This window comes from Luteibacter sp. 9133 (assembly GCF_000800155.1).
GTDB classification, from domain to species: Bacteria; Pseudomonadota; Gammaproteobacteria; order Xanthomonadales; family Rhodanobacteraceae; genus Luteibacter; species Luteibacter mycovicinus.
Genome location: NZ_JUHO01000001.1, coordinates 3,798,811 through 3,824,460, shown reverse-complemented (window position 1 = coordinate 3,824,460; position 25,650 = coordinate 3,798,811). Strand labels below are relative to the sequence as shown.

Here is a 25,650-nt window from a genome sequence, read left to right as displayed (position 1 = left end):
AAGCGAAAAGATGTGATTAAAGGTCGTCGGCGATGTCGTGCAGATCGGCGATGTGCTGTTCCCACCAGCGGGACTCGGCCGCGAAGGGAAACGCGGCGGGGAAAGCCGGGTCGTGCCAGCGTTCGGCGATCCAGCCGGCGTAATGCACCTGGCGCATCGCGCGCAGTGCGGGCACCAGCGCCAGCTCCGTCGGGTCGAAGTCGCGAAACTGGCCGTAGCCTTCGAGCAAGGCATCCATCATGGCGTCGTCGCCCGCGAGCATCCACAGATCCTGCACGGCCGGTCCCATGCGCGCGTCGTCCAGGTCGACGAAGTGCGGGCCGGCGTCGGTCCACAGGACGTTGCCCGGATGGCAGTCGCCGTGCAGGCGGATGCGGTGAACCGGTCCGACCGCTTCGATGCGGTTCGCCACGGCGTCGTCCACGCGCGACGCGGCGTTGCGATACGCATCGAAAAGATGCGCGGGCAGCAGGTCGGAACCCAGCGCGGCGCGCGTCGGCATGTCGATCATCGTCGCCCGGTCGAGCGTGGTACGGGCACGAAACGGCTGGCGCGCACCGATCGCATGCATGCGACCGAGCAACCGTCCCAGCCATTCGAGCTGGTCCGCCGATTCGAGCGATGGCGCGCGGCCACCCCGGCGCGGATACACGGCGTAGCGATAACCCTCATGGCGCAGCATCGTCCGCCCATCGAAGGTGAGAGGCGCGACCATCGGCAGTTCCGCCGCGGCGAGTTCGAGGGCGAACGCGTGCTCTTCCCCGATGGCGGCATCGGTCCAGCGGCCCGGGCGATAGAACTTGGCCACCACGAAACCACCGTCTTCCAGGCCGACCTGAAACACACGGTTCTCGTAGCTGTTGAGCGTCAACAGCCGGCCATCGCTCCAGGTGCCGGTGGCGTCCACGGCGGCCAGCACGACATCCGGCGACAGGGCGGCGTACGGCGCGCTTTCGCTCACGAGCGCAGGTTTCCCGGCGCGCCACCCGGCGATGGAATCACCGCCATGGTCAGGCGCGAGAGGCAGACCAGCTTGCCCTGTTCCTCTTCGATGCGGATTTCCCAGACCTGCGTGGTGCGACCCAGATGCAGGGCTTTGGCCGTGCCCGTGACGATGCCGCCGCGCACGCCGCGGATATGGTTGGCATTGATGTCGAGGCCGACGGCGACTTCTTTCTCGACGTCCAGCGTCAGCAGGGCGGCGGAGCTTCCGAGCGTCTCGGCCAGCACGACGGAAGCACCGCCGTGCAGGAGACCGAACGGTTGCTGCGTGCGGTGATCGACAGGCATGGTGCCGCGCAGCCAGTCGTCGCCGAAGTCGGTGAAGCGGATGTCGAGGGTTTCCATCATCGTCCCCCGGCTCCAGCCGTTGATGCGAGCGAGGTCGATGGGGTCTTTCCAGATGGCCATACGTGGGGTCGTCCCATGAGCAAGCCATCATTGTCCTACAATGCGCAGGTGCCCACCGTAACCCTGACATCGTCCGGCAAGCGATTCGACGCCGAGACTAACGAAACCGTACTCGAAGCCGCCCAGCGGGCGGGTATCGCGCTGCCGTACTCCTGCCGTGGCGGTGTGTGCGGCAGCTGCAAGGCCACGCTGGTCGAAGGCGACTGCGCCTACCCGCGCAATCCGCCCATGGCGTTGTCGGCGTCGGAGAGCGAGCACCACGCGATCCTGCTCTGCCAGGCCGTGCCGCAAGGCGACATCGCCATTCGCGCTCGCGAGATCGCCTCCGTCGAGGACATCCCGCATCGTCGTGTCGAGACGGAGGTGGTCGAGCGTCGCCTCCTCGCACCCGATGTCGTAGGCATCTGGCTGCGTCCTTTACAGGGCGACCGGCTGAACTGGCTGCCAGGTCAGTACCTGGATGTGATCCTCGAGGACGGCAAGCATCGCCCGTTCTCGATCGCCAGTGGCCCTCGCCGCGACGGGCTCATCGAACTGCACGTGCGTCACGTCCCCGGCGGCGGATTCACGTCGTGGGTGTACGAGTCGCTGAAAGTCGGCGATCGCCTCGCGATCGAAGCGCCCCTGGGGACCTTCGTGCCGCGTGAGGACTCCGAGCGTCCCATGCTGTTCATGGCTGGCGGTACGGGCTTCGCGCCGGTGAAGGCCATCGTCGAACACTTCATCGCGCTGGGTACGCGCCGTCCCATGCATATCTACTGGGGCGCGCGGATCGCCGCGGATCTGTACCTGCTCGACCTTGCGCGCTCATGGGCCAGCAAGGTGCCGAACATCACCTTCACGCCGGTGCTGTCCGATCCGGACGAAGCGAAGGCCGGCGGGTTGCGCGAGGGACTGGTCCACAACGCGTTGCTGGCGGACCATCCGGACCTGACGGGCGTGGAGCTCTACATGAGCGGGCCGCCGGCCATGATCGCGGCGGGCCGGGACTTCTTTGTCGAGGCCGGTCTTCCGGAAGACCGGCTGTATTTCGACTCGTTCGATCTGGCGCCGGATGTGCTCGATGCGATCCTGCGCGGGCGCGCGGGGATTCACGGGCTCTAGCGGTCCCCGGGGGCGCTCTGGCGGTCCAGGGGGGGGGCTCCAGGGGCTTCCGGCGCTTTCGCAGGTCTGGATCGCGCGCGGGGCGCGCTCCTACCGTTTGCCTTTCGCTGTCGGCAACTGGGCGGCCTGCCAGCCGTAGGTGCCGCCTTCCAGCACGAACACCCTGGCGAAGCCCGCCTTGATCAGGCGGTTGGCCGCCTTGCCGACGCCACGCCCGTCCTTGTCGACCAGCACGACCGGAAGCTCCTTCGCCTTGCTCAGGTCCTTCTGGGTTTCAGGGTCGAACTGGCTCATCGCGACGTTCTTTGCGCCCGGAATGTGGGCCTTCTCGAAGTCGGCGCTGGCCGACAGGTCGACGATGAGCGGGGTGTCGCGGTTGATCAGCTGGGTGAGCCCGGCCGGCGTCAGGCTCTTCCACTTGCGGAACAGCACGCTGACTTCGCCCGCGATCAGGGCGATCAGGATGACCACGAAAAGCGCGACCAGCGCGCCATGGTTGCTCACGAACTGGGGCAACTTCTGCAAAACGTCGTTCATCGGGTCTTCCGCGTGCCAATAGGGCTAAACGGTCGATTATAGCGGCTTCACTGCGGTGTGAAGTTCGGCAGGCCCGTCATCAGGCGCCACTTCTTCTTTTCGCGGTCGTAGTGCCAGCGCTGGCGGTCGAGGACGGTCCGCTCCGCCTGCGTGTTGATGTTGACCACGCTGATCTGGACCAACTGGACGACATCGTCCGGGCCATCGGGCCGCGGGCCGCCGCCCTCGTCGTAGCCGGTCACCCGCAGCTGGGCGAGCCGGCTCATTTCGACCTGGCTGACCGGGTGCTCCTCGGCATAATCCGGATCGATATAGATCTGCGCGCCGGTGAAATCGCCCCAGCGGATCGAGCCCGCGTAGTTCATCAGGGTGCTGTTGAGCGCCTGGTTACGAATGTCCGTGGCGCAGCCGGAGAGGGTCGCGAGCACGAGCACGAGGGAGGACAGGGCGAGTCGGCGCATGGCAGGGTCCGTTGAGGCGTCGGCGGGCATTATGCCCGGCGTTTCGCCACGAAGCGCGCGTCCATGCTGGCAAGCGGTTTGCCGTTACCGCCGGGGACGACGCAGGTGAAGTCGGCGCGGGCCCTGCCGCGCCCGTCCAGCGTCGCGAAAAAGGAGCTCCATCGCGCGCCGGGCGCCAGACTGGCCTCCGCGCGCAGGTCGGTCCAGACCGGATCCAGGTAGCGCACCGTCGAATCCGCCACGAAGACATCGCAGTCGCTGCCGCGACGGCGCAGCATGGCCTCGACCAGGCTCCAGCAGGCCAGGGTCATCAGGGTGACCAGGCTGCCGCCGAACGCACAGGCCTTGTCGTTGATGTTGGGGGCGAGCGGGGCGGTCATGACAAGGCGTTCGCCATCGAACTCGGCGAGGTGCACCCGCATGGCCTGCGCGAGGGGGATGCCGTCGAGGATGAAGCGCTCGAGGCTGGCGAGATCGTCGGGTATCGAAGTCATAAGCGGTCAAGTCTACGAGGCGAGGTAATCCGTTCGCATCCGTATGGCGCCCCAACCTTCGGCATTGGTGACGCGGCCCGCATCTTTCTATGCTGCCGTATCACTCGCAGGATGCTTTCACGTGAGCCGTACCCACCCGCTTCGCAACGTCACGGTCGTGATTACCCGGCCCGCAGGCACGGCTGGCCCGATGAGCCGTCGTGTACGCAAGCTCGGCGGCATTCCGGTGAGCGTACCCGGGCTCTCGTTGCGCGCCACGGAGGATGCGAGTGCCGTCGACGCCGATCTGCGTCGTGCACTCGAGGGCGATATCCTGATTTTCACCAGCCCTGCCGCCGTGCGTTTCGCCGCCGACGTGCTGCCGCTGGCCACGCGCGCCGTGGTGATCGCCGTCGGGCGCGGCACGGCGCGTGCCCTGCGTACCGCGAACCTGCCCGATGCGCGCTTCCCAGAAACGTCTCAGAACAGCGAGGGTGTGCTCGATCTTCCCGAACTGGCGGACATCCGGGGCCGCCGTGTGGCTCTGATCGGCGCCGCAGGCGGGCGCGGGCTGCTCCGCGAGCAACTCGTGGCACGGGGCGCCCTCCTGGCGGAGATCCACGTCTATCACCGGGTGGCGCCCCGGCTGGATCGTCGGCACATCGACCCGCTCCTCAAGCTCACGCGCCGCTCCGCCGTCCTGCTTTCCAGCGCCGAGGCGCTCGATCATCTGCACCGCGCTCTGATCGCTCCTGCGTGGCGCCGCCTGATCCAGGCGGTGGCCGTCGTCAGCAGTGAGCGGCTGCGCGATATCGCGGTGCAGGTCGGTTTCGAACGCGTGGTGGTGGCTGCCTCGGCGCTACCGGGCGACCTCCTCGCGGCCGCAAGCCAGGTGTCGTTCACGCGCCGTTGAGGGATGTGTTCCATGCGTTGGCGTACGGCCTGCTAGCATGCGGCCCATGACGACCGAGACCCCACCGACCGATTCCGTCCCGGCGCAGCCGGCCCCGGCCGCCGCGCCTCCGACCGCCCGTGCGCAACGGTCGCGCGACCCCGCTCCACGCCGTGGGGGTGGCGCGCTTGCCGTTGCCATCCTGCTCTCGCTGGCCGCGCTCGGCGCGGCGGGTTACACAGGCTGGACCGTCTGGAACATGCGCCAGGATCTGGGCGCGGCGAACGGTCTGCGCGGGCAGGTGGACACGCTGCAGGCCGCCGTCGACGGTCTGCGCGACGACAACGCCAATCTTCGTCGCCGGGTCGGTGACGCCGATGGCGTGAATCGTTCCGCACGCGAAGAGATGCTCGGCGTGTCCGAGCGTACGAAGAACCTCGAGGATGCGGTAGCCAACCTGTCCGAGCGCAGCCTGAGCGGTCATGACGCGATGCTGCTCGACGAAGCCGAATCCCTGCTGCGCATGGCGAAGGAGCGCTTCGCCCTGTTCGGCGACGCCAATGGCGCGCTGTCTGCTTACGACCTCGCCGACAAGGCGCTGGCGTCGGTTAACGACAGTGCGTTCTCCGCGGTACGCCAGAACGTGGCCGCCGAACGCGAAGCGCTCAACGGCATCGCTCCGCCTGCACGGGCCAGCGATCTGGCGGCACTGGCCGACCTGCGTGCACAGATCCCGACGCTGCCGCTGACGAGCACCGACGCGAAGAACGACACGGCTCAGGATCGAAATTTCTGGCAGCGTGCCGGCGACGCGCTGGGCAGCATCGTCAAGGTCAGTCACGACGACGGCACCCCGCTGGGTCTGGCCGACGATCGCATCGCACGCGAACTGGCTGCGCTGGATGTGGCCCATGCGGAATCGGCCGTGCTTGCCTACGACGACGTCGGCCGCCATGCCGCGCTCAAGCGCGTGGATGCCACGCTGGCCGCCCGCTTCGATCCGACTTCGCCCGCCGTGCAGGCTGCGCGATCGCGCATCGCCGCACTGCTGGCCAGTCAGGCGAAGGGGCAGGAGCCGAAGCTCGGCGCCGCGCTCGCGGAACTGCGCAACCTGCGTTCCGTGCATGCGCTGAAAGGTGGCGACACCAATGGTAGTCCCGCCCATGCGGCCAGCGCGTCCGCGCCTGCGGCACCGGCCGTTCCGTCGAGCGCCGCTCCGGCGCCGAAGGCCACGCCATGAAGCTCTGGCGCTGGATTGTCGGTCTCATTCTCATCGCGGTGATCGCCGCCTTCGCGTGGCACTGGGTCGCCGAGGACCCCGGCTACGTGCTGATCCACCTGCGTGGCACCAACGTGCAGATGACGGTGGTGACCGCCGTCGTGATCCTGTTGCTGGCATGGGCGGCGATCACCGCGCTCGTGGCGCTGATCCGCTGGCCGTTCGGGGCGATGACGCGTCGTCACCGCAACCTCAGCCGTCGCCGTCTCTCCGATGGCCTCGTCTCGCTGATCGAAGGGCGGCACGGCGAAGCCGAGCGCGACCTCAACCGCGCGGCGCGTTACCCCTCCGTTCGCGGTCCCGCCCTGCTCGCCGCCGCCGAAGCCGCCGAGCGTCACGGCGAGTCGACCCGAGCGCTGGAAACACTCGACCAGGCCGCGCAGGAAACGCCGCGTGCCGCCCGCGTGTTGCGTGCCCGCCTGTTGCGTCGTGCCGGCAAACCGGCCGACGCCGCCACCCTGCTGGCGCCCGAGGCTAACAGCGGTGCGCTCACGCCCGCGGGCTGGATCGAATTTGCCGAAGCCTCGCTCGCCTCGGGTGACGCACGCGGCGCGGTCCGCGCGATCGAACCCTTGCAGAAGAGCGGCGAGTTCGGCTCGCGTGCCTTTACCGAACTGGAATCGCGCATCGTCGCGGCGTATATCGCCAGCGCGCCGGATGGCGCGGCACTGGCCGCGTTGTGGTCGCAGCTGCCGAAGGGGCAGCGTCGCCTGCCCGCGGCCGTGGACGCGTATGCGCGCCAGGCGGCGCGTCATGGTCAGATCATGGCGGCGATGGACGAGATCGAGACGTCACTGCGTCGCGAATGGTCGCCGACACTGATCGCCACCTATGGCGGCATGGGTGCGGAAGACATCGACCAGCGCCTGCGCAAGGCGGAGGCCTGGATCGACACGCATCCGAACGATGCGGCACTGCTTACGGCAGTCGGCCGTATGTGCGTTCGCGTGCGCCTGTGGGGCAAGGCGAAGCCGCTGCTGGAGCGCGCGCTGGCCATCGAGCCCAGCGTCGCCGCCTGGGAAGCGCTTGGCGACGTCTACGTCGGCGAAGAGAATCCCGCCATTGCCCAGCGTTGCTATCGCAACGCGCTGGCACTGGCGCGCGGCGAGGTCACCGAGGCACTGCCCGAGATCCGTACGGGACGTATCGATACGCGTGTCACCGCGGTGGAAGAGCGTGATCAGCACGGGGTGCCGCGTTTGTCGCCGTGATCAGCGACCGGGCACTGGCGGATGCCAGTGCCCGGCCCTGGCGCAGCGGTCCGCACGTGTCTTGAGGCGTTCCGCCTCCACAGGTGCCCGTCCGGCCAACGCGTCAGGCGCATCGAGTTCCAGATAGAGATCGGCACACTGGCGTGGCGTATCCGCCGGTAATGGCGTCGGGTCGTACGGCACGGAAGGTTTGTCTGCGAATCCGTTAAAGACCAGATGTCCGATGCCCACGCACATCGAAATGACCAGCACCGCCAGCCACGAGGACGACCTGCCTCGTGCGCGTTCGCGGGCACGGGCGACCCCGACCGGGAGAAAGGCCGAATCGGGCAACGCCATGCGCCTGTACATGTCCTGGGAGGATGGCGACTGCGCCTCGAACATGGATTGCCATGCTTGCAGCGTGTCATGCGACAGGTGCAGGCCGAGCCACGCCGGATAGCTCTCGCGGAGCCTTGCCACCTCAGGCCAGTGTCGCAGCAGCGATGTGTCCAGCGACGTCTCGGCACGGGCGAAGACCGCAAGCCATCCATGGCGCTGGTCGGTACCCAGCTCGTTCCACGCATCGCGTTCGGACAGCACCTTCTCGACCCACTGGCCCCGTTTGCCCAGCGCGGCAAGATGGCCCACCTCGTGCCAGTGGAACTGCTCTTCCGCCGCCGCGAAGACGGCCACCCGGTGGCCGATACGTTGCAGCGCGACCAGATCGATCAGGTGTTCCTCGTACAGTCCCGGCGCATCGATGTATTGCTTGCGCACCTCCGCCAGCGATGCAGCCAGAAGAGCAGCCACCTGCCCGGCGCCGTGGGTACCGACCTCGGCGGCGAAATCCATGGCCAGCGCCAGTGTGTTGTCCGTCACGGGGGGATGGTCGGGGGATGCGCCGGTGGTCACTTCTTCCGGCTCACGGGCGTCGTCCCGGAGCGCCCCGACGTCCGTCGACACGGCGAGGGGCGGCTCGCTTGCTCCCGCCTCGCACCAGGCCCGGGCCGCTTCGTACGCTTCGCGCAGCCTGCCGAAACCGGCGGGATCCGTTTCGGGATCGATCTGACGGAGCGCTGCGGCGTACGCGCGACGGACGGCGACCGGGTCCGCATACCCCGGCAACCCGAGCACCTGCAGATGCCACGGGGTTCCCGCGGTCACTTCATCCATCCGAGCTGGCGAAAGACGGCGACGGCGATGCGGACCGCCATGCCGAAGTAGAAGAGCCAGGCAAGTCCGCCGGTGAAACGCTCCCTGATCCAGCTCCACCACGCCGCCGGTGCCGCGCCGCGCTCCGCCTTGCGTTCGAGCTTGCGACGACGCGCCGGCGGCAAGGCCGCAAACGCCTCGCGCCAGGCCTCGAGCACCTCGTTCGTGACGCGAAGTGACAGGTAGGTTCGATACGTACCGAGATATCGGGCGATCAGGGGCCATGCGGCGACCACGTGGGGCGCCCGCACGTCGTCCTCGCGTGTGGCGGCGCGAATCGCGTCGAAAACCCGCTCCTGCACGCGTTCCGGCAGTGCCTTCCATCCGGTCTCCTGGACGAGCACGTGTTCGACCCAGCGCCCGTGATCGCCCAGCTCGGCGAGACGGCCGACCTCGTTCCAGTGGAATTCCTGCGTCGCCGCGGCGAAGACCTCATCGCGCCTGGTCAAATCCTGTCCGGCGATCGCGGCGATCAGCAGCACTTCGAACCAGACCGGCGCATCGACGTGGCCGCGTACGGTCTGCGTCACGCGATACAGAAGCACACGCGCGCCGGTGCCGGGCTCCGCGACAAGGCTGCCCGCAAAGGACGACAAGGCAGCGCTCGCTTCGTCCCGGGGGTCGAGGCTGGCTGTCGCGGGTGTCGGTGGAACATCGTCCGTCACCGCGTGCTGGCGCGGAACGTCGGCGCCCGCGCCGTCGCGATACCGCGCTTGAGCCTGTTCATACGCCTCGCGCAGCGTCGCAAAGGCCGCTGGGTCCCGTGCCGGATCGATGGCCTTCAGGCGTGAGGCATACGCGCGCCGGATGGCACGCTCATCGGCGTCGGGGTCGATGCCCAGCACGGTGAAGAAGGATGATTCCATGGCGGTCAGACCGCCGGATCCGGCACGAGGTAATGGTCACGTTCGACGCTGTCGATCGCCTCGCGGAAGGCCGCCGCGTCGCGTGCGATCAGTCGCGGATCCTGCGTGGCGAGCGTCTGTTCGAAGCGGAGAATGAAGTCGCCGAGACGATCGCGCAGATCGCCCAGCGATTGCTCGTACATGCGTTCCGCCCGCGCGAGCAGCGTCCTGTTTTCCAGGGTGTCGCGGGGATGGATCTTCAGCTCGGAAAGCGCGGCAAGGCGACGGGCGACTTCGGCGGGTTGCATGTGCGTATCGCCGCTCTCGATCACGAGCTGCTCGACCTTGCCCGTCGCGACGACGGTGACCTCCACCTCGAGCAGGCCATTGACGTCGTAGGTGAAGCGAACATCCACACCGTCGGCGTGTCCGGGGCCCGGCTCCAGCGGCAAGGTCAGTTCACCCAGTGAGATGTTATCGCGCACCATGCGCGACTCGCCCTGATACACACCGATCCGGATCTGTTTCTGCTGCGGTGTCAGCGGGACGAAACGCTGTACACGACTCACCGGCACCACCGTGTTGCGCTCGATCACCGGCGCATAGAAGCCGGCGGCCTGGGCGCCGTTCTCGATCCGTCGCGACACTTCCGTACCGAGCGTGTACGGGCATACATCGGTCATTACCGTCTCGTCGAGCGCCTTGTCCTTCATTTTCAGGCCCGCCTGCACGGCGGCGCCGAGCACGACCACCTCGTCGGGAGGGTGACCGACCGCGGGGAAACGCCCGAACATGCGTGTCGCCAGCGCACGAATCATCGGCATACGTGTGGCACCGCCGGCCAGCACCACGTTGTCCAGGTCCGCGGCGCGAATGCGCGCGTCACGCAACGCGCGCTCGATCGGCCGCCACAGGCGGTTCAGAAGGGGCTGGGCGAGCTTCTCGAACGCGTCCCCGTCGAGCGCCACGGCAACGGTCTGGTCACGCCAGGCGATCTCCAAGCGCGCCTTTCCCTGCGTACTCAGCTCACGCTTGGCGATTTCCGCCCGTGCCGCGAGGCGCTGCATGAACCTTGCATCGTCGCGTGCGGCTTGCGGGATACCCTCGACGAAAGCGAGATCGGCAATCAGTGTGGCGAAATCCTCGCCACCCAGCATGTTGTCACCCGCGCTGGCGCGCACTTCCATGACACCTTCGAACATCTCCAGAATCGACACGTCGAAGGTGCCGCCGCCCAGGTCGAAGACCAGAAACTGGGTCTCGCCGCCGGCGTCATGCAAGCCATAAGCCAGTGCCGCGGCCGTAGGCTCGTTGAGCAACCGCTCGACCTTCAGCCCGGCGAGTTCACCGGCGACACGCGTGGCTTTGCGCTGCGCATCGGAGAAATACGCCGGTACGGTGACGATGGCCTCGGTGACGGGCTGGCCAAGGAATGCTTCGGCATCCGCTTTCAGTGAACGCAGGACCAGGGCGGAAAGTTCTTCCGGGCGATAGTCGCGATCGGCCAGACGTACGGTCCGGGCACTGCCCATGTACCGCTTGAACAGGGACGCCGTGCGCTGCGGATGGGTCTGCAGGCGCTCGCGTGCCGCCGCGCCGACGAGGACGCTGCCGTCGTCATCGATGCCGACGCACGAAGGCGTCAGCACGCCGCCCAGCGCATTCGGAATGAGGCGCGGCGCGCCATCGATCCACGCGGCGACGAGACTGTTGGTGGTTCCCAGGTCGATCCCGACGATCATGCCTTTCTTCCCTTGCCTGCATGAGCCGCGTAGTCGTCCATGCCAGGCGATCGGCGTTGGAGCCCCCTTACAACGCGGTCAGATTGGCATAAGCGTAAACCAACCACTTGCTCCCGGCATCCTCGAAATTCACCTGGACGCGCATGTGCGCACCGGCGCCCTCGGCACTGACGATGGTGCCCTCGCCGAACTTGGGGTGGCTGACCCGCTGTCCCAGGCGAATCGGCGAGGCTTCCTCGAGCGATGAATTACCGGCGTAACGGTCCGCATACGCCGGGCGGGACACCTGCACCCGCGGGCGCAGCTCATCGATCAGTTCGGGCGGGATCTCGCCAAGGAAGCGAGACGGTCGGGCGAGCATCTCGGTGCCGTGCATGCGGCGCGATTCCGCATGCGAGAGGAACAGGCGCTCGCGGGCGCGCGTGATGCCCACATACGCCAGACGTCGTTCTTCCTCGAGGCGGTTCTCCTCCTCCGTGGAGCGCTGGCTCGGGAACAGGCCTTCCTCCATGCCGACGAGGAACACCACCGGGAATTCCAGGCCCTTGGCCGAATGCAGGGTCATCAGCTGGACGCAGTCGTCCCAGGCTTCGCCCTGACCTTCGCCCGCCTCCAGCGCGGCGTGCGACAGGAAGGCGGACAGCTCGTTGAGCCCGGCATCCACATCTTCCGGCGTCATCTCGAAGCGGCTGGCCACGTTGACCAGCTCGTCCAGGTTCTCGACCCGGGCCTCCCCGTTGCCGCGCTTGTCGTTTTCGTAGAAGTCGCGCAGACCGGTATGCAGGATGGCGTGTTCGATCTGCTCGGCGAGGTCGAGCGCGGTGGGGGTGTCGTCACCGCTGACGTTGTCGTGACCGCCGAAGGTACGAGCCAGATTGTCGATGAGCCCGATGAAGGCCTTCAGTGCGTTCTTCGCCCGGCCCGCCAGCGAACCGATCGAGGCTTCGGTGAGTGTGGATTCCCACATCGAGCTGCCATCGCTGCGCGCGCGGCGGCGCAGTTCGTCGAGCGTGCGGTCGCCGATGCCGCGAGGCGGCGTGTTCACCGCGCGCTCGAAGGCGGCGTCGTCATGACGGTTGGAGGCGAGGCGCAGATAGGCCAGCGCGTCCTTGATTTCGGCGCGCTCGAAGAAGCGCAGGCCGCCATACACGCGGTAAGGCGTATCGCGCTGGATGAGCTGTTCTTCGAAGTTGCGCGACTGTGCGTTGGAGCGGTAGAGAATGGCGCAGTCGCGGGCATTGCCATGCTCCGCGATGTGCTCGCGGATGCGTTCGACCACGAAGCGTGCTTCGTCCTGCTCGTTGTACGCCGCATACAGCGCGATGCGCTCGCCTTCGCCGCCGTCGGTCCACAACTGCTTGCCCAGGCGTCCGCCGTTACGGGCGATCACTGCGTTGGCGGCGTTGAGGATGGTCGAGGTGGAACGGTAATTCTGCTCGAGGCGGATGGTCCTGGCGCCCTGAAAATCGCGCAGGAACTGCTGCACGTTTTCCACCTTTGCGCCGCGCCAGCCGTAGATCGCCTGATCGTCGTCGCCGACCACGAAGACCTGCCCCGTGTTGCCGGCGAGCACGCGGATCCACGCGTACTGCAGCGTGTTGGTGTCCTGGAACTCGTCGATCAGCAGGTAGCGCCAGCGATCCTGGTAGTGCTTGAGTACCTGTGGATCCTTCAGCCAGAGCTCGTGCGCGCGCAGCAGCAACTCGGCGAAGTCGACCAGGCCGGCGCGCTGGCACTGCTGCTCGTACGCCTTGTAGACCTCGACGAACGTGCGCGTGACCGGATGGTCGCGGTGCTCGATGCTGTCCGGGCGCTTGCCCTCGTCTTTCCAGTTGTTGATCTGCCAGGCGGCCTGACGCGGCGGGAAACGCGCCTCGTCCAGCCCCATGCCGGCGATCACCCGCTTGATCAGCCGTTGCTGGTCGTCGGAGTCGAGGATCTGAAACCCCTCGACCAGTCCGGCCTCGCGCCAGTGACGGCGGAGCAGGCGGTGGGCGATGCCGTGGAAGGTGCCGACGGTAAGCCCCTGCGTACCGCCAGGGATGATCCCGTCCAGGCGCGAGCGCATTTCGCCCGCCGCCTTATTGGTAAAGGTGACCGCCAGGATCGCCCAGGGCGGCACGCGTTCGACTTGGGTCAGCCAGCCGATGCGGTTGATCAGGACGCGGGTCTTGCCGGAGCCGGCCCCCGCGAGAATCAGGTAATGGCCGGGTGGGGCACTGACAGCCTCACGCTGGGCGTCGTTCAGATCGTCGAGAAGGTGGGAGACATCCATCCGCCCATTGTAGCGGCTGGGCTCCCACCTTGGCCCGACGGGGCGATCAGCGCTTCTGCGCGATGCCCGCGACGGCGACGATGCCGCCGATCACGATCCCGGCGATGCCCACCCACTGCGGGATGGACTTGTTATGGGTCGCTTCGATCTTGGCCGGTCCCAGCGACGCGACGGTGTCGGTCTTCTGATAGCTGCCGCCGCCGACGGTGATCCAGATACCTGCCGCGACAAGGATGACGCCAACGACAATCAGGCCTGCACGCATGTTTGATTCCTCCCGGTTCGATGTGGGCGGGAGGATGCGTTGACGGATGTGAGGACGACGTGGGGAGAGCCGGTTTCCGCAAAAAAAACCCCGGAGGCCAGGGGAGCCTCCGGGGCGGGGTGGATGACCGGGCCCAGGGGAAGACCGGGTCGTCCTGAGGTGATCCCAGGGAGGTGGGATCCACCGATGGGACGCCGTTGCGTGCGTCCGAAGATATAGACGCGCGAACGACGACAAAGTTGCAACGGATCGGAAAAAAAAGTCAGCCCGTATTCATGGGCTGACTTATCAACGAGTTGCCGTCATTCAATATGAACGACAAAACGGAAATCTTACGTTTGGACGTCCGCGTGGTTCCGAAAACGACCATGAACGCCGCGGTACGGCGCCTGCTACATCCTTAGTGCGCCTCGTCCCAGTTGGCTCCGACGCCGATGTCGACCTGTAGCGGCACGCTGAGCGACGCCGCACCGGTCATGTGCTTCTCGATGCCGGCGCGGATCTCGTCAACGGCGTCTTCGCGAACCTCGAAGACCAGTTCATCGTGCACCTGCATCAGCAGGCGGACATCGTCGCGGCCTTCGATCCAGCCCGATACCGCGATCATCGCGCGCTTGATGATGTCGGCGGCGGTTCCCTGCATCGGCGCGTTGATGGCGGCGCGCTCAGCACCGGCGCGAAACGCCTGATTGCGCGAGTTCAGATTGTCCAGATACAGGCGGCGGCCGAACAACGTCTGCACGTAGCCGTCGCGATGCGCCTGCTCACGGGTCGTGTCCATGAACGTGCGGACGCCGGGATAGCGCGAGAAGTAGCGACCCATGTAATCGGATGCTTCGCCTCGATCGACGCCGAGCTGCTTCGCGAGCCCGAAAGCGCTCATGCCGTACATCAGGCCGAAGTTGATCGCCTTCGCCGCGCGGCGCTGGTTGGTGGTGACCTCATCGGCCGGTACGCCGAAGACTTCCGCCGCGGTGGCACGGTGGACGTCGCCTCCCTCCCGGAATGCGCGAACCAGACCCTCGTCGCTGGACAGGTGCGCCATGATGCGCAGCTCGATCTGGGAGTAGTCGGCCGCGACGATGCGCCATCCCGGCGGCGCGACGAAGGCCTGGCGGATGCGCCGGCCTTCCTCGGTGCGCACCGGAATGTTCTGCAGATTCGGGTCCGACGAGCTGATGCGGCCTGTAGCGACCGCGCCCTGGTGGTAGCTGGTGTGTACGCGGCCCGTACGCGGGTTGACGATGCCGGCGAGCTTGTCGGTGTACGTCGAGCGCAGCTTGGCGAGGCCGCGGTACTCGAGGATGATGCGCGGCAGTTCGTGCGTTTCGGCGATCGCTTCGAGCGCTTCCTCGTTGGTCGAGGGCTGGCCGGTCGGCGTCTTCACCTTCGCCGCGAGACCGAGCTCGTCGAACAGCACGGCCTGCAGCTGCTTCGGTGAGTCGAGGTTGAACTCGTGACCGGCCGACGCGTGCGCGACGCTCTGCAATTCCAGCATGCGCTTGCCGAGCTGCTGGCTCTGCAGACGCAGCACGTGCGCATCGATCAATACGCCGGTGCGCTCCATCTTCGCAAGGACGGGGACGAGTGGTACCTCGATGTCCTGATAGACGTCACGCAGCGACGGCTCGGCTTCGAGCTTCGGCCACAGCGCGTGGTGCAGGCGCAGCGTGATGTCGGCGTCTTCCGCGGCGTAGCGGCAGGCCGTGTCGCAGTCCACCTGCGAAAACGGAATCTGCTTCGCGCCCTTGCCGGCGACCTGTTCGTACTTGATCGTCGTGTAGCCGAGGTAGCGCTGGGCCAGCGAGTCCATGTCATGGCGCGTGGCGGTGGCGTTGAAGATGTACGACTCCAGCATGGTGTCGTGCGCCAGCCCCTGCACGTCGATACCGTAGTGCGACAGGACATTGATGTCGTACTTGCCGTGCTGACCGACCTTGCGGCGCTTCGGATCTTCGAGGACCGGTTTCAGCGCGCTGAGCACATGATCCCTCGGCAGCTGCGCCGGCGCGCCGGGATAATCGTGGGCCAGCGGGATATACGCGGCTTTGCCGGGTTCCACGGCAAGCGACACGCCGACGATCTCCGCCATCATCGCGTCGATACTGGTGGTTTCGGTATCGAAGGCGATGAGCGTCGCGGTTTCGAGCTTCTCCAGCCACGCGGCGAGGCGGTCTTCGGTGAGGACCAGTTCGTATTCGCCGGGGTGGGACAGCGAGACATCCGGTGCGGCGACCACCGGAGCGGCCGATGTCGCCGGCGCGGCGGAACCCGCCGCGGACACAGAAGCCCTGGCCGGTGCGTCAGTGCCTGCCTCGATGTCTTTCAGCGCGGCCTTGAAGTCATAGCGCGCATAAAGCTCTCGCAGTGCGTCGACATCGCGATCGCGCATCGACAGGTCGACCGGCGCAAATTCCAGCGGCACATCGGTACGGATCGTCACCAGCTCGCGGGATAGCGGCAGGCGCGGGATGGCCGCGCGCAGGTTCTCGCCGATCTTGCCGCCGATCTTGTCGGCATTGGCAAGCAACGTATCGAGGTTGCCGTACTCGCCCAGCCATTTCGCCGCCGTCTTCGGCCCGCACTTTTCCACACCCGGAACGTTGTCGATGCTGTCTCCCATGAGGGTGAGGTAATCGACGATCTGCTCGGGACGAACACCGAACTTGGCGAAGACGCCGTCGGCATCCATGGTGGTGTTGGTCATCGTGTTGATCAGCAGCGTGTGCTTGCCGACCATCTGCGCGAAATCCTTGTCGCCGGTGGAGATGATCGTATCGATGCCCTGCTCGGCCGCCTGGCGGGCGAGGGTGCCGATCACGTCGTCGGCTTCGACGCCGGCCACGCAAAGGATGGGAAAGCCCAGTGCGCCGACGATTTTCATCATCGGTTCGACCTGCGCGCGCAGGTCGTCCGGCATCGACGGGCGGTTGGCCTTGTACTCCGGGTACAGATCGTCGCGGAAGGTACGTCCCGGCGCGTCGCAGACGAAGGCGACGTAGTCGGAACCGGCCTTCATGGTCGTGCGCAGCATGTTGACGATACCGAACAGCGCGCCCGTGGGTTCGCCGAAAGCATTGGTCAGGGGAGGCAGCGCGTGGAACGCGCGATACAGGTACGAGGACCCGTCGATGAGCGTGAGTGTAGGCATCCCCGGATTCTCTCACGGCCGGTCGCGCAGGGTTCGTCATGGCCGATCGTTCACGTGGAAACAGGGTGGCGCCTTGCTATCCTCGTTCCCCCGCCTGGAGAGATTCCCCATGAACCGCTCGTCTGTCCTCGTCGCCGCGCTCGCCCTCGTCCTGGCGCTGCCCGCCGCCGCGCAAACCGCCACGGATCCGAAGTTCGCCCCCCTCCCGCCGCCACCGGGGCTGAACGATCCGGGCGTCAAGCCGGGTGAAGCCGACCGCTCGGGGCAGAAGCCCGTAGACCGGCCGGTGACCTACGATGAGGCCCAGGACGGCAAGTCGACGCCGGCCACCTCGGACGCCCAGGGCGTTCGCTCGCCGGTCGACCTGCCGACCATGCAGGACAGGGGCGCCGTCGACGCCCGCGGCCAGCAGGCACCTCAGGTGACCGTGCGCAATCAGGACAATGGCGACCGCGTTGAGGAATACCGTACGGGCGGCAAGCTGTTCATGGTCGTCGTGACGCCCAAGAACGGCGTTCCGCAGACGTATATGGCCGACCCGGACGGCAAGCTGCACAACGACCCCAAGAACGGCCCCGTGAATCCGGTGTACTACAAGGTCTACGAGTGGGGCGCCGCGCCGAAGCCCGCCGGTTCGAACTGACGGGTTGAATGGGTGCCCGCTGTGGCAGGCGGGCTCCTGCCCGAAGCTCAGTCATCCAGTTCGGGGTAATGCCGGAAGATGCCGTTGGTGTTGAACGGCACACGGCCTTCCGACGCCAGATAGGCGGCAATATTCGGCCGGTCGGCTACGCGTTTCGCCAGGTCCCTCAGCAACGGTACTTTCTGCTTCGCCAGCGCTTTCGGAAAAGCATACTCCAGTCCCGCCATGATCTGGAACAGCGACAGGTCCACGTACGAGTGCTCGCGTAGCGGAAACCTGCCGCCGCCGCGTTCGATCGACTTCTCGAAGTAACCCAGGAATTTCGGGATGCGGTGCTCGCGGAAATCCTTCGCGCGCTTCTTCGCCTCGTCGCGCTGGTCTTCGTAGTACAGCTCGTTGGAAACCGGGTGATGCGTGTCGTGCACTTCTGCCACGAAGTCGGTGATGGTCAGTTCCAGCTGGTGCGCATGCAGTCGCTTCGACTCGCCTTCCGGCACCAGCCCATGGCGCGGCCCGAGGTACTGCAGAATGTTGGCGACCTGCGCGATCACGAGGCGCCCGGACTTCAGGAAGGGTGGAGCGAAGGGCAGGGCGCCCTCCCGATCGCCGTTGAGAAACGGCATGATCGCATCGTCGCCCTCGATCCGCGCGACGTCGGCGTATTCAGCGCCCGCATCCTCGAGACACAGACGAACGAACTCGCCGCGCCCCTGCAGTCCCGTCCAGTAATAAAGCTGATAGCTCATCGACCGACCTCCTGCCACAAAACGCGAAGGGTGCTCCCGCCGCGTTCAAGCCAGCGTGAGCGCGATGTCGCGGAACGTTTCCCAGACCGTCTGCGCAGGCGGCGACAACGATCGCGCCCGGCGACGAACCAGCGTGACTTCACGGCTCAGCTCCGGCGTCAGGCGTATCGCCACCAGGCCCGGCCGCAACGCGTCCAGCGACAGCCGTGGTGTGACCGTCACACCGAGACCCGCTTCGACCATACGGAACGCGGTATGCGGGTGCCCCACTTCGAGTGTCACGTGCATCGGGATGTCGCGTGACGTGAACGCGGCATCGATGATCCGCCGGCTGCCGGAGGCATGGTCGAGCAGGATCAGCGGCTGATCCGCGAGGGCGTCCCAGGGCACGATCGGCATCGAGGCCATCGGATGATCGCTGCGACACACGACGTCGAAAGGATCGCGAAGAATCGTCTCCGCGTCGAACTCTTCCACGGTCGCCGGTTCCACCGTCAGGCCAAAGTCGATCTCGCCGCCCCGCACCGCGTCCAGTACCTGGGTCTGGTTCTGGTCGCGCAGAACGATTTCCAGCGACGGGTGCCCGATCGCGCAGCGGGCGATGCATAAGGGCACCAGGCCGGCCGACAGCGTCGGTACCGCCGCGATTCGTACGCGCCCGCGCAGAGGATCCGCCTGGGTGCGGGCATGGGCGAGGACCCCGTCGAGCTCATCGAGGACGCGCGCCAGGGCCTGCTCGAGGTAGCGGCCGGCTTCGGTCGGCACGACCTCGCGCGTGCTCCGGTCGAAGAGGCGGACGTCGAGCTCGCCCTCGAGGTCGGCCACGAGGCGGCTGACGGCCGGCTGGGTGAGATGCAGGGTCTCCGCCGCGCGGCGGAAATGCCGGTGGCTGGCGACGGCCAGGAACGCCCGGAGCTGTCGCAGGGAGACATTCATGCGATTAATGTATCACTGAATCAGATAAAACGAATTGCCTTATCAACCGGTTGAGGCTGCAATAGGTGCCATTCCCGCTGCCCCTGTGTCGCCCCCATGCGCCGCTTTCTTCCCGATGGTTTCACCCTTTCGCTGATCGCCACTGTCCTGCTGGCCAGCCTGCTGCCTTGCAGGGGCGAGGCCGCCGCCGTCTTCGAGGTGGTCACCGACCTCGCCATCGCCCTATTGTTCTTCCTGCACGGCGCGAAGCTGTCGCGTGAGGCCGTGGTCGCCGGGATGACCAACTGGCGGCTGCACCTCACGGTGCTGGCCAGCACCTTCCTGCTGTTCCCGCTGCTCGGCCTGGTATTGAAGCCGGTACTGTCGCCGCTGGTCTCACCCGATCTGTACCTGGGCATCCTGTTTCTGTGCACCCTTCCCTCGACGGTGCAGTCGTCCATCGCATTCACGTCGATCGCGCGCGGCAATGTGCCGGCCGCGATCGTATCGGCGTCGGCATCGAGCCTGCTGGGTATCTTCATCACGCCGTTGCTGGTTGGCCTGATGATCGCGGGTACCGGGCAGGGCGGCCTGTCGTGGCACTCGGTGGGCGCCATCGTCATGCAACTGTTCGTGCCCTTCGTCGCCGGCCAGATCGCGCAGCGCTGGATCGGCGGCTGGGTACGCAAACACGCGAAGCTGCTGACTTACGTCGACCGCGGATCGATCCTGCTCGTGGTGTATACGGCTTTCAGTGCCGCCGTGTTGCAGGGGCTCTGGCATCAGTTGCCGGTGCCGGTGCTCGCCGGCCTGATCGTGGTGAATATCGTGCTGCTGGCCTGCGCGCTGCTGGTCACGCGTTACGGTGCGCGAGCATTGGGCTTTGCGACGGAGGATGAGATCACGATCGTGTTCTGCGGCTCAAAGAAGAGCCTGGCCTCGGGCGTGCCGATGGCGAAGGTGTTGTTCGCCGGGCATCCGCTGGGACTGATCGTATTGCCGATCATGCTGTTTCATCAGATCCAGCTGATGACGTGTGCGGTGCTGGCGCGACGTTATGCGATGCGGCGGGTTGAATCGCCGGCAGGGCTGGCTCCTACAAGGTAACGGGTTCCCTGCAGGAGCCAGCGCTGCTGGCGAAAGCACGCGACCTCAGTGCCTGAAGTGGCGAACGCCGGTAAACACCATCGCCATATCGTGCTCATCCGCCGCGGCGATCACTTCGTTATCGCGCATCGATCCGCCCGGCTGGATCACCGCACGAATACCGGCGGCGGCCGCCGCGTCGATGCCGTCGCGGAATGGGAAGAACGCATCCGACGCCATCGCGCTGCCCGGCACGACGAGGCCTGCTTCTTCGGCCTTGAGTCCTGCGATCTTCGCGCTCACCACGCGGCTCATCTGGCCCGCGCCGATGCCGACCGTGCGGTTGTCCTTCGCGTAGACGATCGCGTTCGACTTGACCATCTTGGCGACGCGCCAGGCGAACAGGAGATCATCCAGTTCGGCGGCGCTGGGCTGGCGTTTGCTGACGACCTTGAGTTCGTCGCGCTGCACCTGACGATGATCGGCCGTCTGCACCAGCAGGCCGGAGCCCACGCGCTTGATGTCGTGCGTATTGCGACCGTCACCGGGCGGAATTTCCAGCACGCGCACGTTGGCTTTCTTCGTGGCTTCTTCCACCGCGCCCGCATCCACGGACGGTGCTATCAGCACTTCGACGAACTGGCGCTTGAGGATGACCTTCGCGGTCTCCGCGTCGAGCGGGCGGTTGAAGGCGATGATGCCGCCGAACGCCGAGGTCGGGTCGGTCGCGTAGGCGAGTTCGTAGGCGGCGAGCGGGTCCGTCGCGACGGCGACGCCGCAGGGATTGGCATGCTTGACGATGACGCAGGCGGGGGCGTCGAACTGGCGCACGCATTCCCACGCCGCATCGGCGTCGGCGATGTTGTTGAACGAGAGTTCCTTGCCCTGCAACTGGCGGAACGTCGCGAGCGTGCCCGCTGCCGGATACAGGTCGCGATAGAACGCGCCGGCCTGATGGGGATTCTCGCCGTAGCGAAGATCCATCACCTTCACGAAGCGTCCGTTGGACTGCTCCGGAAATTCCGCGCGCGAGGAGACCGCGGTGTGCGTGCCGTCAAGCGAAACGCCTGAGAGGTAGTCGCTGATCGCCGCGTCGTAGTTCGATACGCGATTGAACGCGGCGACGGACAGCTTGAATCGTGTGGCGCGCGACAGGCCACCCTTGCCTTCGATTTCCGCGAGCGCGTCGTCGTACTGCGCCGGATCGGTCAGTACGCCGACGTCGTTCCAGTTCTTCGCGGCGGCGCGAAGCATGGCCGGTCCGCCGATATCGATATTTTCGATCGCATCGTCCAGCGAGCACGCGGGATCGGCCACGGTGCGCTCGAACGGGTACAGGTTGAGCACGAGAAGATCGATCGGCAGGATGCCATGCTCGGCCATGACGGCGTCGTCGGTACCGCGACGTCCCAGCAGGCCGCCATGCACACGCGGGTGCAGCGTCTTCACGCGGCCGGCCATGATTTCGGGGAAGCCGGTGAGGTCGCCGACGTCCCGCACGGGGATGCCCGCGTCGCGCAGCGCCTTCGCCGAGCCGCCGGTGGAAAGGATTTCGATGTTCGCGGCCGCGAGGCGGCGGGCGAGTTCCGTCAGGCCCTGCTTGTCGGAAACGCTGACGAGCGCGCGGCGGACGGGAACGAGGTCGGGCGTGGACATGGGCACTTCCGGGGCGGAAAGCGCTCCATTATAGCCGCCCGGACGTCCGTGCGGCCCCGGGACGGATTGCCTCAGGAAATGCCGTGGGCGGCCAGCTTCTTGCGCAGGGTGGCACGGTTGATGCCGAGAGCGACCGCGGCACGGCTCTGGTTGCCATCGTGGAAGGCGAGCACTTCGCGCAGGAGGGGGCCTTCGACTTCGCGGATGACCAGGGCGTGGAGGCCTTCGCCGCCTTCGGTGTCACCGATGTCGGCGAGATAGCGACGAACCGTACGGCTGACACATTCGCTGAGGGCACTCTGCATGGAGGTCTCGTTGGCGGCCTCACCAGCAGCAAGTCTCACAGCGTTCAAGGCATTCCCCTCTCACAGGCCGGGACGCAGGGCCCCGGTCGGTTCTTATTCGGTATGGTCGCTTGGAATGCGACTTGGACACGCCGTGAACGGGGTCTGGAGTCGCGAAGGGAACCGAGTGTACTCGTCCCGGACCGGGAAGTGCAGGCTTGCAAAAAGAAATTTTTTCGCACGCTCATTCGAACGAGAAGGCGAAAGCGACCGCCCGCTGGCCCGGGTCTTGCACCTCGAAGACCATGGCGGTGGTCGCGCCGCCCGGCAGGCCCCGCTCGCGCACGCCCGTGTCGCCGACATAGTCCTCGGGCTGGAAACGCCGCATCGCCAGGCGCTGCCCGTCAGCGTCGGACAGTACGATGGTGACCACGGGGTAGGGCTGCGCGAACGACGCATCGTTGCGCACGCTGGCGGTGATCAGGAGGCCGTCGCGTACGGAGGGATGCTGCTCCACATCGCGCGCCATCAGGCGCAGCTGTGACGGCGCCGGGACCAGCGGCAGGTGACAGCCGACCATGGCGCAGCCGGCGGCAAGCACCGGGCCTACGGTGGGATCGGCGATCAGGGAGTCGCGCTTCGCCCAGGCCAGCTGCGCGCCCAGGCCGAGCAGCAAGGCTACGCACACCACGGTCCACGCCGCCGTGTGCCAGGACCGCCGGCGCTTCCTCGCAAACCGGGGGGTGAAGGTGAGCTTCGAAAAATCTTCGGCGGCCCCGGAGTCATCGCCGACGGGCGCGTCGTCTTCCACAGGAGGTTCGTCGATAACCGGACGCGGACGGAAGACCGCCACCTCGGCCAGCGGCGGCGTCTGGTCGAGCGCGTGCTCCGCAAGGCGGGTGAACGGCTCGGGCGGGAGTTGCGCGGCGAGGGTACCCAGCGCGTTGAAAACCGTGTCGCAGTGGCTGCAACGCACGCAGCCGCACGCCGGGACGAGCGTCTCGGCTTCCAGCTTGTAGACAGTCAGGCACTCGGGACACTGCGTATACATCGTTCGATCATAACGTGCGCGCCCGGTAGAATCGTCCTCCCGACCAACGATCTGGCCCTCCGATGCCCTGGCTCGAACTCTCCCTGACGATCCGCGCCGCCGAACAGCCGCGTGTCGAAGCCGCGCTCGAAGACCTCGGCGCGCTGTCGATCACCCTGCAGGACGCCGATGCCGAAACCCCCGACGAAGAAGCGATCTTCGAGCCGGGCGTCGGTGAGCTTCCGCTGTGGAACCAGATCGTGCTCAACGCGCTGTTCGACGCGGAAGCCGATCGGCGCGGTCTCACCGCCGCCATTGCCGACGACCTCCCCTTCATCGAACCCGCGCAGATCGTGTGGCGCGACGTGGGCGATCAGGACTGGACGCGTGTCTGGATGGATGACTTCAAGCCGATGCCGTTCGGCCGCCGCCTGTGGGTCTATCCGTCGAACATCGATCCGCCCGCCGACGGCGACATCGTGGTCGTTCGCCTCGATCCCGGCCTCGCCTTCGGCACAGGTACGCATCCGACGACGGCGATGTGTCTGGAGTGGCTGGACGGCCAGCAGATGGCCGGCAAGCTGGTGCTCGACTATGGCTGCGGCTCGGGCATTCTCGCCATTGCCGCGCTGAAGCTTGGCGCGGCGCGCGCGGTCGGTATCGACAACGACCCGCAGGCGATCGTGTCGTCGCACGACAACGCGGAGCGCAACGAGGTGCGCGACGATCTGGCCGTCTATCTCCCGGGTGAGGCGCCTGCCGAACTCGCCGATGTGTTGGTGGCGAATATCCTCGCCGGTCCGCTGGGCGAGCTGGCGCCGGTCTTTGCCGCCGCCGTGAAGCCGGGTGCGCCGTTCGCGCTGTCGGGCATCCTGATCGGGCAGCACGAGGAACTGCTCACGCGTTACGCGGAGTGGTTCGACGATCTCGACGTGCGCACGCTGGAGGACTGGGTACGGATCAGTGGGCGACGCAAGGCGTAAGCGCCGGAACGCCGCTTTGTGAGATCGGACCGCTGGTCTGAGCGGGGCGCGATGCCTCATTAAAAAGAACCCCGCTCGAGGCGGGGTTCTTTTTTTTACGCGGCTGGCGGCGTTTCTTTCTGTTCCGCCATGCGTTTTTCCAGGTAGTGGATGTTCTGTCCGCCCTGCTGGAAGCCGATGTCGGCCATGATCCGCTGCTGCAGCGGGATGTTGCACTTCACACCCTCGATCACTGTCTCGTTCAGCGCCATGCGCATACGTGCGATGGCGGTGGCACGGTCCGGACCGTGCACGATGATCTTGCCGATCATCGAGTCGTAGTTCGGCGGGATGCGGTAGCCGTCGTACAGGTGAGTGTCCACGCGCACGCCGGGGCCACCCGGGGCCTCGAAACGCTTCACCGTGCCGGGGCTCGGCATGAAGGTGTCGGGATCTTCCGCGTTCACACGGCACTCGATGGCGTGGCCGGTGAGCACGATGTCTTCCTGACGGATCGAGAGCTTCTCACCGCCGGCGATCAGCAACTGTTCGCGGACCAGGTCGATGCCGGTCACCAGTTCGGTCACCGGATGCTCCACCTGGATACGGGTGTTCATCTCGATGAAGTAGAAGCGGCCGTTCTCGAACAGGAACTCGAACGTACCCGCGCCGCGGTAACCGATGCGAAGGCAGGCGTCGACGCAGACCTTGCCGATCTCGGCGCGCATCTCCGGCGTGATGCCCGGTGCCGGCGCCTCTTCCACGACCTTCTGGTGACGGCGCTGCATGGAGCAGTCGCGTTCGCCGAGGTGGATGGCGTTGCCCTGGCCATCGGCGAGTACCTGGATTTCCACGTGGCGCGGATTTTCCAGGAACTTCTCCATGTAGACCTGATCGTTGCTGAAAGCCGCCTTGGCTTCCTGCTTGGTCATCACGATGGAGCTGGCAAGGTGCGGTTCGGTGCGCACGACGCGCATGCCGCGACCGCCGCCGCCGCCTGCCGCCTTGATGATGACGGGATAGCCGATCTCACGGGCGATGCGGATGTTCTCTTCGACATCGTCGCCCAGCGGGCCGCCCGAACCGGGCACGCACGGCACGCCGGCGGCTTTCATGGCACGGATCGCCTCGACCTTGTCACCCATCAGGCGGATGACGTCGGCCGTGGGGCCGATGAAGACGAAGCCGGACTCCTCGACCTGCTCGGCGAAATTCGCGTTCTCCGAGAGGAAGCCGTAACCCGGGTGGATCGCGGCGGCGTCGGTGATCTCGGCCGCGGCGATGATGCGCGGGATGTTGAGGTAGCTGTCGACCGAGGGACCCGGGCCGATGCACACCGATTCGTCGGCCAGGCCGACGTGCTTCAGATTGCGGTCCACGGTGGAGTGCACCGCGACCGTCTTGATGCCGAGCGCGTGGCATGCGCGCAGCACGCGCAGCGCGATTTCGCCGCGGTTAGCGATGACGACCTTCTCGAGCATGGGTCTGG

The 25,650-nt window shown here is 66.5% G+C and carries 24 protein-coding genes; 7 read left to right on the top strand and 17 right to left on the bottom strand.

What is annotated here, in order from left to right; translation table 11 throughout:
• Positions 1–16 precede the first annotated feature (16 nt).
• Both FA87_RS16695 and FA87_RS16690 read right to left on the bottom strand, forming a co-directional pair.
• On the bottom strand, positions 17–961 hold the full coding sequence (locus FA87_RS16695) for a serine/threonine protein kinase (RefSeq protein WP_043696141.1): 945 nt from the start codon (positions 959–961) through the stop codon (positions 17–19).
• Positions 958–1,410 (bottom strand): hotdog fold thioesterase, encoded by a 453-nt coding sequence (locus FA87_RS16690; protein ID WP_043696138.1) that lies wholly within the window; start codon positions 1,408–1,410, stop codon positions 958–960. The genes FA87_RS16695 and FA87_RS16690 overlap by 4 nt, the downstream gene beginning before the upstream one ends.
• A 15-nt stretch (positions 1,411–1,425) precedes the next feature.
• Here FA87_RS16690 and FA87_RS16685 point away from each other — a divergent pair, with 15 nt between their 5' ends.
• On the top strand, positions 1,426–2,514 hold the full coding sequence (locus tag FA87_RS16685) for a 2Fe-2S iron-sulfur cluster-binding protein (RefSeq protein ID WP_043696135.1): 1,089 nt from the start codon (positions 1,426–1,428) through the stop codon (positions 2,512–2,514).
• A gap of 90 nt (positions 2,515–2,604) precedes the next feature.
• Here the strand turns inward: FA87_RS16685 and FA87_RS16680 are convergent, their stop codons facing one another.
• The 3 genes from FA87_RS16680 to FA87_RS16670 are packed head-to-tail and all read right to left on the bottom strand — an operon-like array spanning position 2,605 to position 4,006.
• Complete coding sequence (locus FA87_RS16680; protein ID WP_036110059.1) at positions 2,605–3,051, bottom strand: rhodanese-like domain-containing protein; 447 nt, start codon at positions 3,049–3,051, stop codon at positions 2,605–2,607.
• 47 nt (positions 3,052–3,098) lie between these two features.
• Positions 3,099–3,512 (bottom strand): hypothetical protein, encoded by a 414-nt coding sequence (locus tag FA87_RS16675; protein WP_043696131.1) that lies wholly within the window; start codon positions 3,510–3,512, stop codon positions 3,099–3,101.
• Between the two features lie 29 nt (positions 3,513–3,541).
• Entirely contained in the window at positions 3,542–4,006 is a 465-nt protein-coding gene (locus FA87_RS16670; RefSeq protein WP_036110065.1) for a YiiD C-terminal domain-containing protein, read from the bottom strand.
• Between the two features lie 121 nt (positions 4,007–4,127).
• Between FA87_RS16670 and FA87_RS16665 the strand changes: the two genes are divergently transcribed.
• Genes FA87_RS16665 through FA87_RS16655 form a run of 3 tightly spaced genes read left to right on the top strand, consistent with a single transcriptional unit; the run spans position 4,128 to position 7,367 of the window.
• Positions 4,128–4,898 carry a uroporphyrinogen-III synthase gene (locus FA87_RS16665; RefSeq protein ID WP_036110068.1) on the top strand — a complete coding sequence of 257 codons (771 nt, stop codon included), beginning with the start codon at positions 4,128–4,130 and terminating at the stop codon, positions 4,896–4,898.
• 46 nt (positions 4,899–4,944) lie between these two features.
• A complete protein-coding gene (locus tag FA87_RS16660) occupies positions 4,945–6,117 on the top strand; it encodes a uroporphyrinogen-III C-methyltransferase (RefSeq protein ID WP_081996622.1) in 1,173 nt (390 codons plus the stop codon).
• Complete coding sequence (locus FA87_RS16655) at positions 6,114–7,367, top strand: heme biosynthesis HemY N-terminal domain-containing protein (RefSeq protein ID WP_043696128.1); 1,254 nt, start codon at positions 6,114–6,116, stop codon at positions 7,365–7,367. Before FA87_RS16660 ends, FA87_RS16655 begins: the two co-directional genes overlap by 4 nt.
• Here the strand turns inward: FA87_RS16655 and FA87_RS16650 are convergent, their stop codons facing one another.
• The 6 genes from FA87_RS16650 to polA all read right to left on the bottom strand — a co-directional run bounded on the left by FA87_RS16650 (position 7,368) and on the right by polA (position 16,839).
• The gene (locus FA87_RS16650) at positions 7,368–8,513 is read right to left on the bottom strand and encodes a hypothetical protein (RefSeq protein ID WP_043696125.1); all 1,146 of its coding nucleotides are present in this window, start codon (positions 8,511–8,513) and stop codon (positions 7,368–7,370) included.
• The gene (locus FA87_RS16645) at positions 8,510–9,427 is read right to left on the bottom strand and encodes a J domain-containing protein (RefSeq protein ID WP_043696122.1); all 918 of its coding nucleotides are present in this window, start codon (positions 9,425–9,427) and stop codon (positions 8,510–8,512) included. Before FA87_RS16645 ends, FA87_RS16650 begins: the two co-directional genes overlap by 4 nt.
• Before the next feature lie 5 nt (positions 9,428–9,432).
• Complete coding sequence (locus tag FA87_RS16640) at positions 9,433–11,148, bottom strand: molecular chaperone HscC (protein ID WP_043696119.1); 1,716 nt, start codon at positions 11,146–11,148, stop codon at positions 9,433–9,435.
• Between the two features lie 67 nt (positions 11,149–11,215).
• The gene (gene uvrD / locus FA87_RS16635; protein ID WP_043696116.1) at positions 11,216–13,423 is read right to left on the bottom strand and encodes a DNA helicase II; all 2,208 of its coding nucleotides are present in this window, start codon (positions 13,421–13,423) and stop codon (positions 11,216–11,218) included.
• Between the two features lie 46 nt (positions 13,424–13,469).
• A complete protein-coding gene (locus tag FA87_RS16630) occupies positions 13,470–13,688 on the bottom strand; it encodes a hypothetical protein (RefSeq protein WP_036110084.1) in 219 nt (72 codons plus the stop codon).
• A 400-nt stretch (positions 13,689–14,088) separates the two neighbouring features.
• A complete protein-coding gene (gene polA, locus FA87_RS16625; RefSeq protein ID WP_043696113.1) occupies positions 14,089–16,839 on the bottom strand; it encodes a DNA polymerase I in 2,751 nt (916 codons plus the stop codon).
• Positions 16,840–16,948: 109 nt separating this feature from the next.
• Between polA and FA87_RS16620 the strand changes: the two genes are divergently transcribed.
• On the top strand, positions 16,949–17,482 hold the full coding sequence (locus FA87_RS16620) for a DUF2782 domain-containing protein (RefSeq protein ID WP_036110089.1): 534 nt from the start codon (positions 16,949–16,951) through the stop codon (positions 17,480–17,482).
• Positions 17,483–17,529: 47 nt separating this feature from the next.
• Here the strand turns inward: FA87_RS16620 and FA87_RS16615 are convergent, their stop codons facing one another.
• A complete protein-coding gene (locus FA87_RS16615) occupies positions 17,530–18,228 on the bottom strand; it encodes a glutathione S-transferase (protein ID WP_043696110.1) in 699 nt (232 codons plus the stop codon).
• 45 nt (positions 18,229–18,273) lie between these two features.
• Positions 18,274–19,164: a LysR family transcriptional regulator gene (locus FA87_RS16610; RefSeq protein WP_043696107.1), complete on the bottom strand. Its 891-nt coding sequence runs from the start codon at positions 19,162–19,164 to the stop codon at positions 18,274–18,276.
• A 96-nt stretch (positions 19,165–19,260) separates the two neighbouring features.
• On the opposite strand from FA87_RS16610, the gene FA87_RS16605 reads away from it, so the two are divergent.
• Positions 19,261–20,250 (top strand): bile acid:sodium symporter family protein, encoded by a 990-nt coding sequence (locus FA87_RS16605; protein WP_043696105.1) that lies wholly within the window; start codon positions 19,261–19,263, stop codon positions 20,248–20,250.
• Positions 20,251–20,295: 45 nt separating this feature from the next.
• Here FA87_RS16605 and purH read toward each other — a convergent pair whose 3' ends face one another.
• From purH to FA87_RS16590, 3 genes are all read right to left on the bottom strand, one after another.
• Entirely contained in the window at positions 20,296–21,885 is a 1,590-nt protein-coding gene (gene purH / locus FA87_RS16600; RefSeq protein WP_036110097.1) for a bifunctional phosphoribosylaminoimidazolecarboxamide formyltransferase/IMP cyclohydrolase, read from the bottom strand.
• 71 nt (positions 21,886–21,956) lie between these two features.
• Complete coding sequence (locus FA87_RS16595) at positions 21,957–22,190, bottom strand: helix-turn-helix domain-containing protein (RefSeq protein WP_051943271.1); 234 nt, start codon at positions 22,188–22,190, stop codon at positions 21,957–21,959.
• A gap of 223 nt (positions 22,191–22,413) precedes the next feature.
• The gene (locus FA87_RS16590) at positions 22,414–23,220 is read right to left on the bottom strand and encodes a zinc-ribbon and DUF3426 domain-containing protein (protein WP_036110101.1); all 807 of its coding nucleotides are present in this window, start codon (positions 23,218–23,220) and stop codon (positions 22,414–22,416) included.
• Positions 23,221–23,282: 62 nt separating this feature from the next.
• On the opposite strand from FA87_RS16590, the gene prmA reads away from it, so the two are divergent.
• Positions 23,283–24,182: a 50S ribosomal protein L11 methyltransferase gene (gene prmA / locus FA87_RS16585; RefSeq protein WP_036110103.1), complete on the top strand. Its 900-nt coding sequence runs from the start codon at positions 23,283–23,285 to the stop codon at positions 24,180–24,182.
• A 95-nt stretch (positions 24,183–24,277) separates the two neighbouring features.
• Here prmA and accC read toward each other — a convergent pair whose 3' ends face one another.
• Complete coding sequence (gene accC, locus FA87_RS16580; RefSeq protein WP_036110106.1) at positions 24,278–25,642, bottom strand: acetyl-CoA carboxylase biotin carboxylase subunit; 1,365 nt, start codon at positions 25,640–25,642, stop codon at positions 24,278–24,280.
• Positions 25,643–25,650: the final 8 nt, after the last annotated feature.

What these genes read in the sequence shown, in the direction of transcription:
- FA87_RS16595 (WP_051943271.1), bottom strand. Translation starts at nt 22,190, where the DNA reads ATGCAGAGTGCCCTCAGCGAATGTGTCAGCCGTACGGTTCGTCGCTAT.
- FA87_RS16680 (WP_036110059.1), bottom strand. Translation starts at nt 3,051, where the DNA reads ATGAACGACGTTTTGCAGAAGTTGCCCCAGTTCGTGAGCAACCATGGC.
- FA87_RS16645 (WP_043696122.1), bottom strand. Translation starts at nt 9,427, where the DNA reads ATGGAATCATCCTTCTTCACCGTGCTGGGCATCGACCCCGACGCCGAT.
- FA87_RS16615 (WP_043696110.1), bottom strand. Translation starts at nt 18,228, where the DNA reads ATGAGCTATCAGCTTTATTACTGGACGGGACTGCAGGGGCGCGGCGAG.
- uvrD (WP_043696116.1), bottom strand. Translation starts at nt 13,423, where the DNA reads ATGGATGTCTCCCACCTTCTCGACGATCTGAACGACGCCCAGCGTGAG.
- polA (WP_043696113.1), bottom strand. Translation starts at nt 16,839, where the DNA reads ATGCCTACACTCACGCTCATCGACGGGTCCTCGTACCTGTATCGCGCG.
- FA87_RS16675 (WP_043696131.1), bottom strand. Translation starts at nt 3,512, where the DNA reads ATGCGCCGACTCGCCCTGTCCTCCCTCGTGCTCGTGCTCGCGACCCTC.
- accC (WP_036110106.1), bottom strand. Translation starts at nt 25,642, where the DNA reads ATGCTCGAGAAGGTCGTCATCGCTAACCGCGGCGAAATCGCGCTGCGC.
- FA87_RS16660 (WP_081996622.1), top strand. Translation starts at nt 4,945, where the DNA reads ATGACGACCGAGACCCCACCGACCGATTCCGTCCCGGCGCAGCCGGCC.
- FA87_RS16670 (WP_036110065.1), bottom strand. Translation starts at nt 4,006, where the DNA reads ATGACTTCGATACCCGACGATCTCGCCAGCCTCGAGCGCTTCATCCTC.
- FA87_RS16605 (WP_043696105.1), top strand. Translation starts at nt 19,261, where the DNA reads ATGCGCCGCTTTCTTCCCGATGGTTTCACCCTTTCGCTGATCGCCACT.
- FA87_RS16610 (WP_043696107.1), bottom strand. Translation starts at nt 19,164, where the DNA reads ATGAATGTCTCCCTGCGACAGCTCCGGGCGTTCCTGGCCGTCGCCAGC.
- purH (WP_036110097.1), bottom strand. Translation starts at nt 21,885, where the DNA reads ATGTCCACGCCCGACCTCGTTCCCGTCCGCCGCGCGCTCGTCAGCGTT.
- FA87_RS16590 (WP_036110101.1), bottom strand. Translation starts at nt 23,220, where the DNA reads ATGTATACGCAGTGTCCCGAGTGCCTGACTGTCTACAAGCTGGAAGCC.
- FA87_RS16640 (WP_043696119.1), bottom strand. Translation starts at nt 11,148, where the DNA reads ATGATCGTCGGGATCGACCTGGGAACCACCAACAGTCTCGTCGCCGCG.
- prmA (WP_036110103.1), top strand. Translation starts at nt 23,283, where the DNA reads ATGCCCTGGCTCGAACTCTCCCTGACGATCCGCGCCGCCGAACAGCCG.
- FA87_RS16685 (WP_043696135.1), top strand. Translation starts at nt 1,426, where the DNA reads ATGAGCAAGCCATCATTGTCCTACAATGCGCAGGTGCCCACCGTAACC.
- FA87_RS16630 (WP_036110084.1), bottom strand. Translation starts at nt 13,688, where the DNA reads ATGCGTGCAGGCCTGATTGTCGTTGGCGTCATCCTTGTCGCGGCAGGT.
- FA87_RS16690 (WP_043696138.1), bottom strand. Translation starts at nt 1,410, where the DNA reads ATGGCCATCTGGAAAGACCCCATCGACCTCGCTCGCATCAACGGCTGG.
- FA87_RS16620 (WP_036110089.1), top strand. Translation starts at nt 16,949, where the DNA reads ATGAACCGCTCGTCTGTCCTCGTCGCCGCGCTCGCCCTCGTCCTGGCG.
- FA87_RS16655 (WP_043696128.1), top strand. Translation starts at nt 6,114, where the DNA reads ATGAAGCTCTGGCGCTGGATTGTCGGTCTCATTCTCATCGCGGTGATC.